Source organism: Alkalinema pantanalense CENA528 (assembly GCF_050753345.1).
GTDB lineage: Bacteria > Cyanobacteriota > Cyanobacteriia > Leptolyngbyales > Leptolyngbyaceae > Alkalinema > Alkalinema pantanalense.
The window spans coordinates 1-13,520 of sequence record NZ_JBLZFX010000131.1; the positions used below are offsets into that span (position 1 = coordinate 1).

Annotated in this window: 12 protein-coding genes, 1 pseudogene and 1 riboswitch; of the genes and pseudogenes, 6 read left to right on the forward strand and 7 right to left on the reverse strand. The window is 48.4% G+C overall.

Annotation, left to right across the window (positions count from 1 at the left end; genetic code table 11):
- Positions 1-137: 137 nt before the first annotated feature.
- The 3 genes and pseudogenes from ACN4EG_RS25315 to ACN4EG_RS25325 all read left to right on the forward strand — a co-directional run.
- Positions 138-482: pseudogene (locus tag ACN4EG_RS25315) on the forward strand (TonB-dependent receptor domain-containing protein); the annotation flags it as partial.
- 53 nt (positions 483-535) lie between these two features.
- Positions 536-1,441 carry an MbnP family copper-binding protein gene (locus ACN4EG_RS25320; RefSeq protein WP_431633068.1) on the forward strand — a complete coding sequence of 302 codons (906 nt, stop codon included), beginning with the start codon at positions 536-538 and terminating at the stop codon, positions 1,439-1,441.
- Positions 1,441-2,607 (forward strand): MbnH family di-heme enzyme, encoded by a 1,167-nt coding sequence (locus tag ACN4EG_RS25325; RefSeq protein WP_431633069.1) that lies wholly within the window; start codon positions 1,441-1,443, stop codon positions 2,605-2,607. The genes ACN4EG_RS25320 and ACN4EG_RS25325 overlap by 1 nt, the downstream gene beginning before the upstream one ends.
- A gap of 317 nt (positions 2,608-2,924) precedes the next feature.
- Here ACN4EG_RS25325 and ACN4EG_RS25330 read toward each other — a convergent pair whose 3' ends face one another.
- The 7 genes from ACN4EG_RS25330 to ACN4EG_RS25360 form a co-directional block, all read right to left on the reverse strand.
- On the reverse strand, positions 2,925-3,725 hold the full coding sequence (locus ACN4EG_RS25330; protein ID WP_431633070.1) for an ABC transporter ATP-binding protein: 801 nt from the start codon (positions 3,723-3,725) through the stop codon (positions 2,925-2,927).
- A 29-nt stretch (positions 3,726-3,754) separates the two neighbouring features.
- Entirely contained in the window at positions 3,755-4,774 is a 1,020-nt protein-coding gene (locus ACN4EG_RS25335; RefSeq protein ID WP_431633071.1) for an iron chelate uptake ABC transporter family permease subunit, read from the reverse strand.
- The gene (locus tag ACN4EG_RS25340) at positions 4,771-5,817 is read right to left on the reverse strand and encodes an ABC transporter substrate-binding protein (RefSeq protein ID WP_431633072.1); all 1,047 of its coding nucleotides are present in this window, start codon (positions 5,815-5,817) and stop codon (positions 4,771-4,773) included. Before ACN4EG_RS25340 ends, ACN4EG_RS25335 begins: the two co-directional genes overlap by 4 nt.
- A gap of 146 nt (positions 5,818-5,963) precedes the next feature.
- Positions 5,964-6,842 carry a (2Fe-2S) ferredoxin domain-containing protein gene (locus tag ACN4EG_RS25345; RefSeq protein WP_431633073.1) on the reverse strand — a complete coding sequence of 293 codons (879 nt, stop codon included), beginning with the start codon at positions 6,840-6,842 and terminating at the stop codon, positions 5,964-5,966.
- A gap of 12 nt (positions 6,843-6,854) precedes the next feature.
- A complete protein-coding gene (locus ACN4EG_RS25350) occupies positions 6,855-9,032 on the reverse strand; it encodes a TonB-dependent receptor (protein ID WP_431633074.1) in 2,178 nt (725 codons plus the stop codon).
- Positions 9,033-9,168: 136 nt separating this feature from the next.
- Positions 9,169-10,212 (reverse strand): cobalamin biosynthesis protein CobW, encoded by a 1,044-nt coding sequence (gene cobW / locus ACN4EG_RS25355; RefSeq protein ID WP_431633075.1) that lies wholly within the window; start codon positions 10,210-10,212, stop codon positions 9,169-9,171.
- Positions 10,213-10,231: 19 nt separating this feature from the next.
- Positions 10,232-10,555, reverse strand: a complete 324-nt coding sequence (locus ACN4EG_RS25360) for a DUF1636 domain-containing protein (protein WP_431633076.1) — start codon at positions 10,553-10,555, stop codon at positions 10,232-10,234.
- A gap of 171 nt (positions 10,556-10,726) precedes the next feature.
- Positions 10,727-10,872: riboswitch (cobalamin riboswitch) on the reverse strand.
- Between the two features lie 209 nt (positions 10,873-11,081).
- Here ACN4EG_RS25360 and ACN4EG_RS25365 point away from each other — a divergent pair.
- The 3 genes from ACN4EG_RS25365 to ACN4EG_RS25375 all read left to right on the forward strand — a co-directional run bounded on the left by ACN4EG_RS25365 (position 11,082) and on the right by ACN4EG_RS25375 (position 13,267).
- The gene (locus tag ACN4EG_RS25365) at positions 11,082-11,531 is read left to right on the forward strand and encodes a SufE family protein (RefSeq protein ID WP_431633077.1); all 450 of its coding nucleotides are present in this window, start codon (positions 11,082-11,084) and stop codon (positions 11,529-11,531) included.
- Between the two features lie 9 nt (positions 11,532-11,540).
- Positions 11,541-12,062 carry a CobW family GTP-binding protein gene (locus ACN4EG_RS25370; RefSeq protein WP_431633078.1) on the forward strand — a complete coding sequence of 174 codons (522 nt, stop codon included), beginning with the start codon at positions 11,541-11,543 and terminating at the stop codon, positions 12,060-12,062.
- A 143-nt stretch (positions 12,063-12,205) separates the two neighbouring features.
- Positions 12,206-13,267 (forward strand): CobW family GTP-binding protein, encoded by a 1,062-nt coding sequence (locus ACN4EG_RS25375; protein ID WP_431633079.1) that lies wholly within the window; start codon positions 12,206-12,208, stop codon positions 13,265-13,267.
- Positions 13,268-13,520 lie beyond the last annotated feature (253 nt).

The window sequence follows — 13,520 nt, forward strand, 5'->3', positions numbered from 1 at the left end:
TCAAACTATCGGGAGCGCAGTGGAACCAAGACAATGTCCCTCAGGTGCTTAAACACCGCTCTGCATATCTCAATGGGCAATTCTCATCGTGAGTCTTACAAAACTGGGATGCACCCAATGCCAAGTTTACCCAATATCGCAACCCCTTCACCGGAGTCAGCTTCAGCGGCAATCGCCTCACCTATGCACCTGACTATACGTTGAATTTGGGAGTGCAGTACCGCAACAGTGGCTTTTTTGGTAGGGTTAATTTGCAAGGACTGGGCACCTACTTTTTCGATGATGCCAACACCATTAAGCAATCGCCGTTTGCCTTAATCAATGCTCGGATTGGGTACGAATGGAAAAACGCGGGAATTTACTTCTACGTTGATAATCTCTTCAACCAGGAATATGTCACGGCGGCGTTTCGTCCCCCTGAAACGTTGGCATCCTTTGGAGATATTCGAACCTTTGGCTTTCAAGTGCGAGCGAAGTTCTAAAGTTCAATCCCTCTGATTAGACGGAAGCAACCCTGTTATTCAACCCTGTACCTATGAAATCGACCATTCAATCCTCTCTAATTGCCCTCATTTCGCTCCTTGCAAGCTTCTCAGGAGAGATCGTCCAACCTGCAACGGCAGCAGAAACCCAGCCTGTAACCATCCGGTTTACAGCTAAAGTAAGCCGCGAACCGTTTTCCTGTAAAACGACTTATCAGTTGGGCAAGCCTACTGTCCCTCAGGTTGTTTCTGACTTCCGGTTTTATGTTTCAGACGTGGCACTGCTTGATGCGAATGGAAGAGTAGTTCCCATCACCCTGGAACAGGACGGCAAGTGGCAATACCAGAACGTTGCGCTGCTTGATTTTGAGGACAAAACCGGAGCCTGCGCTAATGGAACGGTGGAAACGCGCGATCGCATCATTGGCAATGTCCCAAAAGGCAAGTACACCGGATTAAAATTCACCCTAGGAGTCCCTGCCAACCTCAACCATGAGGATTCTGCCCTGGCTCCATCACCTCTCAATTTAACCGGGTTGTGGTGGAACTGGCAGTTCGGCTATAAATTCGCCCGCATTGATTTGCAAAGCCCATCCATGGCTCAATCTACGCCTAAGCAGAAGCATGAGGGGCATGGAGGTGAAGCATCCAGTGGCTTTCCAATTCATTTAGGGAGTGCTGGATGTCAAGCAGAAACGGGCAGTGAGAAACCCACTCGTTGTATCTATGTTAATCGCCCAACCATTATTTTTACCCGCTTCAATTCGTCAGAAAACGTTGTTGTCGCCGATCTGGTGCAATTGGTCGCAACTTCTAATTTGAACCAAAATCAATCCAAAACAGCTCCAGGATGTATGTCTGAACCCAATGATAAGGACTGTATAGGCATCATGACGAGTCTTGGATTATCGTTTATGGGTAAACCTGCGGCAACGCAAACGTTCTTTCGGGTTGAGTAATGGCGTTGAAAGGAAAGCGAAAATTTGCATGGATGATTGCGCTGACGCTATCGTTCCTGTTGGCGATCGGGCTAAGTAAAGCATTGGCTGCGTCCAGTCCGTCATCAACGTATGAATGGAATCTGCCTGCTAATTTGCCCAAGCCGATCGTGCCTGCTGATAACCCAATCACGCCTGAGAAGGTAGAACTCGGTCGGCATCTGTTTTACGAGAAGCGGCTTTCAATCACCGGAAAATACTCCTGTGCATCCTGTCATGAGCAAAAACGCGCCTTTACCGATGGCAAACCTGTCGGGATTGGCGCAACTGGAGAAAAGCATCCCCGCAATTCCATGAGTCTGGCGAACATTGCCTACAACTCTGTGTTAACTTGGGCAAACCCTCTGATGACACGGTTAGAAACTCAAGCACTCGTTCCGATGTTCGGTGAACATCCCGTCGAACTAGGCATGGTTGGCAGAGAAGACCAGATCCTTTCGATGCTAAACCAGGATTTAACTTACCAAAAACTGTTTGCGGCAGCATTTGGTAATAATAAGAGGGAGATTAATCTCAGCAATCTTACAAAAGCATTAGCATCGTTTGAGCGCAGCCTGATTTCGTTTAACTCGCCCTACGATCGCTATCGGTTTAGTGGTGACAAAAATGCCATTTCGGCATCAGCAAAACGAGGAGAGAAGCTATTCCACAGCGAACGATTAGAATGCTTTCACTGCCACGGTGGTTTTAATTTCTCAGATTCAGTTAAGCACGAGCGGTTAGCCTTTACTGAAATTGCTTTTCACAATACTGGACTCTACAACATTGATGACAACGGTGCTTTCCCACCTAATAACACTGGGGTATACGAAATTACCCAAAAACCAACTGATATGGGACGATTCAAGGCACCCACGCTACGAAATATTGCTTTGACGGCTCCTTACATGCACGATGGCAGCATTGCCACGTTAGAGGAGGTGATTGATCATTACCGTGTGGGTGGACGTACCATTCATGCTGGAGAATACGCTGGAATCGGTAGTAAGAATCCCTTCAAAAGTCACTTCATTTCTGGATTTGAAATCACTTCAACTGAGAAACAAGACCTACTGGCATTTCTGCACAGTTTGACTGATGAAGTATTCATCCACAATTCGGCTTTGAGCAATCCCAACGAAAATTAGTTAGGGTGTGCTTTGAAGCATCGCCTAAGTGATGACAGGGGGCGCATCTCACTTGTGCAACCCTCACCCTAAATCCCTCTCCCAGTGCGGGAGAGGGACTTTGAATTTTGAATCTGGCTCCCCTTCTCCTATTTTGGGAGAAGGGGTTGGGGGATGAGGGCAAATTTGCAAAACTGGGATGCACTCGATGACAGGTTCTTGGGATTGCTGAACTTGTTTAATCAGATTCACAGTACGTTGGTAAGCGACAGTTTTACCTTGAATTTGAAAGAATTGGGCTGCCTGCTGCAAATCGTTGAGGGCTTGTTGTGCATCATCTAAGTTATAGTGGGCAACTCCGCTGAAGCTGGTGTTAAGGGACACACCTGAAGCCCAACGGGAGTTTGTAGAATTGCAGCTTCAATGTCAAATACTTGCCGCAAGTTTTCCGGGGTTAAGGTGTCAACGGGAGTGCCGATAGCCCACAAACAACCATGACGCAATAATGCCAGTCGGTCGCTATAGCGGGCAGCCAGATTTATATCGTGCAATACCGTAATAATTGTCAGGTTCTGTTCTCGATTCAACCGCCGCAACAATTCCAGCAACTCTAATTGATAGTGAATATCCAAGTACGTCGTCGGTTCATCTAACAACAACACTTTTGGTGCCTGAGCCAGTGCTAGCGCTAGAAATGCCCGTTGCCTCTCTCCACCTGACAGTTGCTCTACCGGGCGATCGCCAAATTGTTGCACCTGCACTTGTGCCATGGCGGTTTCCACCCGGTCACAGTCATCTGCGTTCAATTCCCACTGCCACCAGGGTTGGTAGGGGGTACGTCCCAAACTCACCAGTTGGCGCACCGTTAAACCCGCTGGAGCGGTCGATTGCTGCGGCAACCAGGCTAGCGTTTGCGCCACAATTTGAGCCGGGAGACTGTGAATCGCCTTGCCATCCAGCCATACCACTCCCTGTTGCGGTATTAACAGGCGGTTTAACAACTTCAGCAGTGTAGACTTACCCGATCCATTTGCACCTATCAGACTGAGCCACTCACCCGGTTGCAGCGTTAGATGCAGATCGTGGATCACAGGATGATCCCGATAACCGCCAGTGAGGTGTTCTGTGTGGAGAAACATACAACAAGAGAAAGGGTTAGGAAAATTGATTAACGTCTGATTTGGTTACGGAGAATCACCCAGATCAAAATAGGCGTGCCAATCAAAGCAGTGACCGAGTTGAGCGGCAACACGGACGATCGCACCAGAACTTGCGACAGTAAATCTGCCACTAATGCTAGCCCAGCCCCAACGATCGTTGCACTGGGTAGAAGCCATCGGACATCACTCGTTTGCAGCACACCTCGACAGAGATGAGGCACTGCAACACCTAGAAACGCGATGGGTCCGCAAAACGCAGTCACGACTCCTGCCAGAATAGATGAACTAAGTAAAACTAGAAACCGGAGTCGATTCAGGCTGACTCCCAGCGATCGAGCTTGAGTGTCGCCAAGCAGCACTACATTCAAGGCAGTGGTTGTAATAAACGCGATCGTGCTGCCAATCACAACTCCACTCGCCATCAGGGGAAGTTGCGTCCAGGTGACACCGCCAAAGCTGCCAAACGTCCAAATGACAAACTGCTGTACCTGTTGGGCAGAACTCAGTTGCAGCAAAATATTGACAACCGCTCCTGTGGCATAGCCGAACATCAATCCCAATACGAGGAGAGCGATCGCGCTTTGCACCAGACGGGCAACCACAATCACCACCAGTGCCACACTGGCGGCTCCCAGGCAGGCAGCGGTGATGATGCCCATGTCACCATAGAAAAGACCCAGTTGTTGGGATGCCAGCACAACGATCGCCACGCCCAAACTGGCACCGGAACTAATCCCCAGTACAAACGGACCCGCTAAGGGATTGCGAAACAGCGTTTGCAATTGTAAGCCACTGATCGCTAAAGCAGACCCCGCCAGCATTGCCGTGAGAGCGCGGGGCAACCGAAATTGCCAGATGATATTGCGCCATCCGGGTTTGGTGGGGGTGCCGCCCAAGAGCGTGGTCAGAACATCGGGGAGGGGAATGGAGACTGAGCCAATCGCTAAACTGAACGCAAAGAGCAACGCCACTCCAGCCAGTAAAACTCCCAGCCAGACGGTACGGGGTGAGGGACGATGCCATTTCATTGGGGGAGTTGCCGATAGTAAACCAATTGATGGTCAGGCACCAACTCAGGATGAAAGATTTTCACCAGATCTGCCAGGATAATGTCTGGGTTGGCAATGCCACTTTGCCAATAATCATTCCCGCCCTGAGCATTTACCTTTGCCGTAGGACTGAACACTTGGTTGGTTTGCAATGCAGCAAAACCCTGATAGCGCGGATCGGCAGCTATCAAATCGGAGCGCGTTTTCAGACTGTGGGCGTTAACAATCCAATATTGGGCCTGTGCCGCACGATCGTAAACTTGCTCAAAGGTAAGTTGCAAACTGCCAGAGCTGCGATCGTCAGACCAAAGGTAATTTGTCCCCGCATCCGCCAGGAACTTTGCGACATAGCTATCGCCCCCCGGTGCGTACCAGGTGCCTTTGCGATCGAAGCCAGAAAACACAGTGGGTCGGCGTTTGACTGTTTTCGTTTTCGCCGCGATCGCTTGGTAGCGTTGCCGAATTTCCCCAAAACTCTTTTCTGCTTCCGCTTCCCGATTGAAAAAGAGGGCTAAGAATTTCATCCACTCCACCTGCCCTAGGGGCGTAGACTCCATATACTCAGCCACGATCGCGACTTTAATTCCCGCCTCTAATAGCTTAGGATGCGTATCCGTTTGAGGATTGCCCGTGCCATGGGTCGTGACTAAATCGGGTGCTAATTCCAAAATTTTCTCTAGTTTCAGACTCCCGGCATTCCCCACTTCCGTCAGTTGGTTCTGTTTGATTTTTTCATTCACTACGGGGGTTGTAACATCCTTAAAGTTGCTGATCCCCTTGAGGCGATCGAGGACTCCCAAACGTTGCAACGGCACAAAATGAGTTGTAGACAGAGTCACAACCGATCGCACCGGAATTTGCACAATTTGTTCAGGCTGAAATCCTTGAGGAATCGGGGCACCACATTGTACCAGGACATATTGAAACTGGGTCTTGGCATTCTTCCAAGGACGATTCACGGACACAATTTTATAGTGCTTGTGATAGTCAACGGTAAATCCTTCAGCATCTGTAACGCGCACCTTATGAGGAAAATAATCAACCTCTTTTTGGTAATTTTTGATGCACTCTGGACGAGAATCAATGCTCTCTTGAGGCGGAGAGATAGCACAGGAGTAAAGAGCGATCGCACTCCCCAAAATCAACCATCTAAGACTCCATTGCTTCATCACGACTCTTTCACTGCTGGATACAAATGAGATTTGATTTTATGTCCCTCACAGAGATGCTCACGCACAATATTCTGAGCTATATCAGGTGTGACACGGGTATACCAGGTTTTGTCACCCGAATAGAAAACAACCGGACCTAATTTGCAGACCTCTAAACAACCAGAGTGAATCACATCCACTTCTAACTCAGCCGCAGCCACAGCATCTTGCAACGCTTCATAAATCGGTTGCCAATTCAGCGAGGGATTGCATCGACTAGACCGACAAACCGAAATAAACGGGCGCTTGAGTGGGTTCGTGTCATAGGGAATCAAATCATTTCCCAAGACATAAATTTCGCGCAACTGCTCGTAGAGTTTGAGCTTCGTGCGATCGGGCTTGTTCTCTGGTAACAAATCCTCATTCTCACCTACAAATGGATTCGGCAAAAACACATTCATCATCCGTTCTCCTGCCCCATTCCAGAACTGAATGCCCCAACTGCGTGCTTGCCCCCGTGGATTAAAGCGACGATAAAGCGCCGCCCGACTCACTAATCGTTTATGCCGTAGTTCATCTGGTGTTGCAGAGTTTGGTCCGCCCTGGTTGTCTTCAATGCACAAATGCATGTGCCAACTCTCTGTTACCACAGTCAGATAACCATCATACAACCGGATAATCTTGGGTGCTTGAGTAAATTCCAACTCCAACACACTGCCATCCACTACGTGCCCTAAACCCACTTCCTGCCAATGGTCATGAAACAGGGAATGTAGTAAAGGTCCGAGTATATCAATGTGGATGGGTATCTCCTCATACTCAATCCGTCCCCCATTAGGTAAGGGTTCTTCAGTCGTGCGCTGTAGAGGTGTAACTTGACGATTAAATGTAGTCATCGTGAGTGCTCCTTAAAATTCATATCGAATCCCTCCTTGAAAAATTCGTCCTGCATCTGGAAATCCTGCGAATACTTGATAACGCTGATTGAAAATATTTTCAATCCCAAAGTTAGCGGTGAGTTGAGAAGTCACAGGTACACGCAACCGCAAATCAAAGGTCGTGTATCCGGGAAGAAACTCAGTGTTCAGGTTATCCGTTGGGTAACTGCCCAAAGAGTTCATGAGTAATCCAGCGTACCAACCAAAGCGATTTTCGTACCATAATCCCAGGTTTAATTTATCCGCTCCGGCAAAGCGTAATTCCCGCCCCTCCTCATTCGGATTGACGCTTTCGAGGATTTGCGGATCATTGAGAGTATAGCCCACCAGCGCATAAACATTTGGCACAATTTGCACGTTTAATGCTGCCTCTAGCCCTTGAGAACGGACTTTACCCAAGTTTTGAAATGTCCCCGAAATACCGTTAACAGGTGGATTGATGCGTTGAAAAGCGATTAAGTCTGAGATGGTGTTATTGTAATAAGTCAACCGCAGCAGAGCAAAATCTCCAATTTTTTGATCAATGCCAATATCGAAGCTATTGCCCCGTTCCGGCTTGAGGTCTGGGTTGCCGATGTTGGTGGGATTGGCATTAAATAAATTTGCCAGGGTGGGGGTGCGGAAGTTGCGAATGTAGTTGGCGCGCAGGGTAGTGGAGTCGCCTAACAACAGCTTGGCTCCCACAGCAGGCGAGAGGGCAGACCCGTTGGTCAGGGTACTAAAATCCTGTCGTAATCCTGCCGTGACGGTAAATTGAGGCAGAATATCGATCGCATATTGGGCAAACACCGCTCCCTGACTAATACGATCGTCGTAGTTAACTCGCACCACATCCGTAATCAGGTTTTGCGTCAGGTTTTCGACATCCGTGCTGCGGTAATCAAACCCGTAAATTAGCGTCTGGTTGGGAGCCAGTTTCCAATTGTGTTGCACTTGTACACCCAGCGATCGCTGTTGCGTTTGAAACCGTTGTTGCGTTTGGGGGGTGCGCCTTAGAACCGGAACGCCACCTACCACAGAGAGCGTATCCGCAAACGCAGTGCGATTATCAAAGCGAGTATTGAGAAAGTCTAAATACAGTCTGGCAGTGAGTAAAGAATCAGTGCCTGCTCCCAACTGTGCTTGCAACGTGACATCACTCAAGACCTGATCGGTATACTTGCGATTGTTATCCGTAAGGGAGTTGAAAAAGCCTTGCCCAAAGATGGGAAATGGGACGGGTACGCCACCAGGAACCCCTTGTTCCTTCGGTAGATAGAATGTGTTGAAGCTCAGAGTGGCGCGATCGCTCAACTTAAATTCCAGCCGTGCATTCAAATTGTTGTAGAGGGTATCACCATTCTTCTGCGTGCCTCGAAACCCCGCTTCGGGAATCGAAAAGGGGAAGTTATACTCAGCCTGAATGCGGTTATAGCTGAGGAAATAGCGCACTGGATCAACCGTGCCATCAATTTGCAAGGTTTGATCATTATAGCCATAGCTACCAAGACTACTGCTGACACGAGCGTTGAATGGCTTCTGCCCTGCCCGACGGGTGATAATGTTGATGATTCCACCGATCGCATCTGACCCATATAAAGTTGAGCCACCCCCCGGCAACACCTCGATCCGCTCAATCCCATCGGTGGTGAATTCAGATAAATCAAATCCACCTCCACCTAGATTATTCACCGGACGACCATCCAGCAGAATGAGCACCTGTCCGGTGTTAGACCCTCGGATAAACTGTCCGCTGAGGGAGTTGACCTGACTGCCGGCTGTGCCATCGCCCAAAATTCCCGGCAAAAACCGTAGGGCTTCCCGCACGGTTCTGGCTCCCCGCTGTTCCATCTCCTCCCGATTAATCACATAGGTCGGACGGGTAGAATCTCGTAACGTCGCCTCTCCCCGTCCTGGCGTAGACACAGGTTGCCGGAGAATCCGCTCGATGATGATTACTTCTTCCTCACTCTCATCGAGTTCATCCGCTTGGACTGACAGGGTTGGAGCGGGGCTAGGGACTGGACTGGACGGCTCTTGTGCTGTGATCACTGTTTCTCCAGGTTTCAGTACCATTGACGCACTAGGCATCGCCTGTCCAGGAAGTGGCAATAGCGCTAATCCTCCCACCACCCATCTCAAGGCGACAACAGGAGACCAATGACTCATCTTCATACTCCTCACACAATAGGGGTCATTATAAAATGAGAATAATAATCATTCTCATTTTGAATGTAAAGTTTTAATCTCTGGGGGTGACTCATTCAAGCCAGACCTGATGACTCACAGGACTGCTTAAACCAACTCAGGCGTAAGTAGCTAGGAGGGCTGTAGAAATCTGGTTTGGCTGGAGCGATCGCCCAATGAAGACCAATCGAGTTTGACGCGGTTCATCGGGTTGCCAGGGGCGATCGTAAAAGGTATCAAATCGATTGCCAACACCTTGAACGACTAACCGCATGGCTTTATTGGGCACGGCTACAAAGCCCTTAATCCGATAAATCTCATACTGCTGTACCAGAGATTGCAAGCGGCTAACCAACTCTGCTGGGTCAAATGTTTGGTCTAAAACGACATGAATTGAAGTAATGTCTTCATCGTGTTCATGATCTTCTTCCGTATCATGATGGCTAGGGCGAGAGTCGAGATTGTCTTCAACAGCGGCATTAAATCCCAGTAGAAGATCAGGACTAATTTCTCCTTGTTTGCAGGGCACAATTTTCACTCCGGTTGGAAGTTCTTTTTGTAACCACTGCTGAATGCGATGTTGAGTTGCTAAATCAACGCGATCGACTTTGGCTAATAACACCATATCGGCACACGCCAACTGATCTTCAAACAGTTCTTCAATCGGAGTTTCATGCTCTAGGCTATCATCGGCTTGCCGTTGGGCTTCCAGGGCATTCAAATCACCTACAAATTGACCATTCGCAAGGGCTTCACAATCTACAACAGTCACAACGCCATCAACGGTTGCTCCGGTGCGAATTTCGGGCCAGCGAAAGGCTTGTACTAAAGGCTTGGGCAGGGCTAAACCAGAGGTTTCGATCAGGATGCAGTCGAGGCGATCGCGTCGTTTCAACAACTCCTGCATCGTCGGCAAAAATTCCTCCTGCACCGTACAACACAAACAGCCATTTGCTAGTTCCAAAATATTGTTACTTGGGTCTTCATCGTCATCACAAACGCGACACGATCGCAACAACTCGCCATCAATGCCGACTTCACCAAACTCATTCACCAACACGGCAATGCGACGACCCTGATTGTTCTGCAATAAATGACGCACGAGTGTGGTTTTTCCGGCTCCTAAAAAGCCTGTAACGACGGTTACAGGAATTTTGTGCATGGTTGACTCCTAAGTGATTTTAAGGTTGGTTCGGCAATGGCGGCAGAACTGCATGAATGTTCTGTTTGACGGTCGCAGGGCGGTCTTTGTAGGGAACTTTGCCATCTGAAGCAGTGATATATTGACGGCTAAATTCCAGCAGATCTGGGACTGAATTGGAGGGGGAGAGTTGGCTCAGAATAAAGGTGAGCTTGTTGGGAGCTATGAATGCTGTCACACAGGCGCGATCGCACGCTCCCATACAGCGAACAGGTTGAAGACGGATGCACGCTTCGCTACTGGTTTCCAACCCACCCTGGAGTTGATTGAACAGGAATTGTCCCTCAACTTCTAGATGCAACATCAGCCACCTTTGCTCAGGTAGCCTCGCTAAACGTTAATCGCGCGTTCAACTCAAATCGTTAGCTCAGAACGCTGCAATCTTAAAATTCCAACAAAAAGCCGATCGCGCAGCGTCTCGTAGAGAATCGCAAAAACTTGAAGTTTTCATCATCCGTACCTCGCAGATGTTTATGTAACGGGTTTACGAATCGGCGGGCATTCTGACTCAGAGAATTGCACTTCTCCTTACAGCTGCGGGACAGCGGCAGATTCGCACTGCACTTTCCCCCTTACGTCTGATGGCTGCTCCCCACCAGAACCGAATGAATTCCCAAAAATAGTAACACAATAAGGTTGTGATGACACATTCTGAATTTTAGGTTTAGCTAAACCAGCGAACTGCTCATGGCAGTGTGCCTCAGTACCACATAGGAAGTAGATCAACCACAGGGTTGGTATCGCTTGCGAAGAATTGCTTCAGTTTTTCACCCACTTCCTATACAATGAGAATGATTATCATTGTATAGACAACTTACTGCTAGAACAGTATGTCGCTTGTTCCCCAACCCTTGCTTGCCTCCCTTGAGCGCATTGTCCAGCGGTTCCAACAGATTTCGGAACCGAAGCGGCGCTATAAGTACTTGCTTTGCTTTGCTAAGCGCCTGCCTCCATTTTCTGATGAGCAAAAGGTGGCAGCCCATCGGGTACCTGGTTGTGTATCTCAAGTGTATGTGACTGCCAGTTTGGAGCAGGGCAAGATGATCTTTCAGGGCGACTCCGACTCTCACCTAACCAAGGGATTATTGGGGCTGTTGGTTGAAGGATTGAACGGATTGGCCCCCGCAGAAATTATCCAGTTAAAACCTAATTTTATTCAGCCAACCGGTTCGGATGTCAGCCTGACTCCGTCTCGTGTCAATGGTTTTTACAATATTTTTCAAATCGTGCAACAGAAAGCGCTAGTTTATCATCTGGTTACGACTTACTTGCCAACTTAAGGAGTCATTATGTCTAATCCGGTCATGCAGGTTTGTCCAGAATCAGTGAATATCCCTGAGCGTGTCATGCCCGTTACCATCGTCATAGGCTTGTTAGACATCGGCGAAACCATGCTACTCAATCATATTCTAAACGATTGTCACGGGTTAAAAATTTCCGTGATGGTGAATGAGTTTGGAGACATTCATATTGATTCACAACTGTTAGTTTCCGTGGATAGAAATATGCTGCAACTGAGCAATGACTGTATTGGTTGCACCATCAATCAAAGTTTGGTTGATACTGTGTATGACATGGTTGATCGCCATGACTCAGTTGATTATATTTTGGTTGAAACGACTGGCATTGCTGACCCCTTGCCGATCATGTTGAGCTTTGTCAGTACAGAGTTGTGGGATGTCACGCGGCTAGCTTCATTGCTGACAGTTGTGGATGCTGAATCCTTTACCTTCACTCATTCCACTGATATTTACCGTGCAAAGGAATTATCTGGTTCCAGGGCCGCCCATTGCGCCATGCTTTGCAACTAAGCGGAAAACGGTACGATATCAAGAGCGTTCAACCGTAGTCACCCAAGCGTAATCAGCTAGTGTTCATCAGGCGAAACTTAAATGCTGAATTAATCAAAGCACAGTTGATTGAATGTATTGCGATTTAATTTGAGGAATTGGATATGACCAACACAACAACTCTTTCCACTCCCAGCACCCTGGATATTCCCAAACGAGGAATGCCCGTCACGATTATCACGGGATTTCTCGGCAGTGGTAAAACCACATTACTCAACCACATTTTGAACAATCGCCAGGATTTAAAAGTTGCGATCTTGGTGAATGAATTTGGCGATATCAATATTGACAGTCAGTTACTCGTGTCGATGGATGAGGATATGGTGGAGCTGAGTAATGGTTGCATTTGCTGCACCATTAATGATGGACTGGTGGATGCAGTGTATAACGTGCTGGAGCGGAACGATCGGGTCGATTACATGGTGATCGAAACGACAGGTGTTGCCGATCCACTGCCGATTATTTTGACCTTTCTGGGCACAGAATTGCGTGACCTGACCCGGTTAGATTCGATCGTCACCGTCGTCGATTCTGAGACTTTTACGCCGGATCATTTCGACAGCGAAGCGGCATTCAAGCAGATTGCCTACGGGGATGTCACGATCTTGAATAAGACTGATTTGGCAGATCCAGACCAAATCCAGAACCTGGAAGCTTATATTCATACGGTCAAAGAAGGTGCCAGAATCCTGCACAGTCAGCATGGAAAAGTGCCGCTGCCACTGCTTTTAGATGTGGGCTATAACAACCCAGAAGCCTATACCGATCTCGTGCAGGAAGAGATTCACCAAACTCAACTCGATCAAGATGATCCAGCCCATCATGACCATCATCATGACCATCATGACCATGAGCATCATCACCATCACTCTGCTCACTTAGATAACGATGGGTTTGTGTCCATTTCCTTTGAGAGCGATCGCCCCTTTGACGTGAACAAGTTTGAAACCTTCCTGCAAGAACGGTTGCCCCAGGAGGTGTTTCGAGGCAAAGGAATTTTGTGGTTCAAAGAAAGCGACTTACGCAATGTCTTTCAACTGAGTGGTCCTCGGTTTGACCTGCAAGGAGAAGCATGGCGGACTCCGCCGAAAACCCAGATGGTTTTGATCGGGCGCAATCTAAATGCAGATGAACTGCAACAACAGTTAACCGCCTGTCTTGCCTGATCCCCAGTCTTTCATCAGTGCAGTTGTCTGCTGGAGGGAGGGGTATTGCGTGCCTTACCCCTCATCCTTACGACTGATGTCCCTAACCCAATTGCACCCATGACACTATCCTTATGGGGAATGGGGAATGGGGAATGGGGAATGGGGTTAAATACCTTGATTCCTGCAACTCCCTACTCCCCACCCCCTACTCCCAGGGTAAGCGCATCTTAAAGAGTAGCTCTGTATACAGACGATTTGCATAGACTGTGAG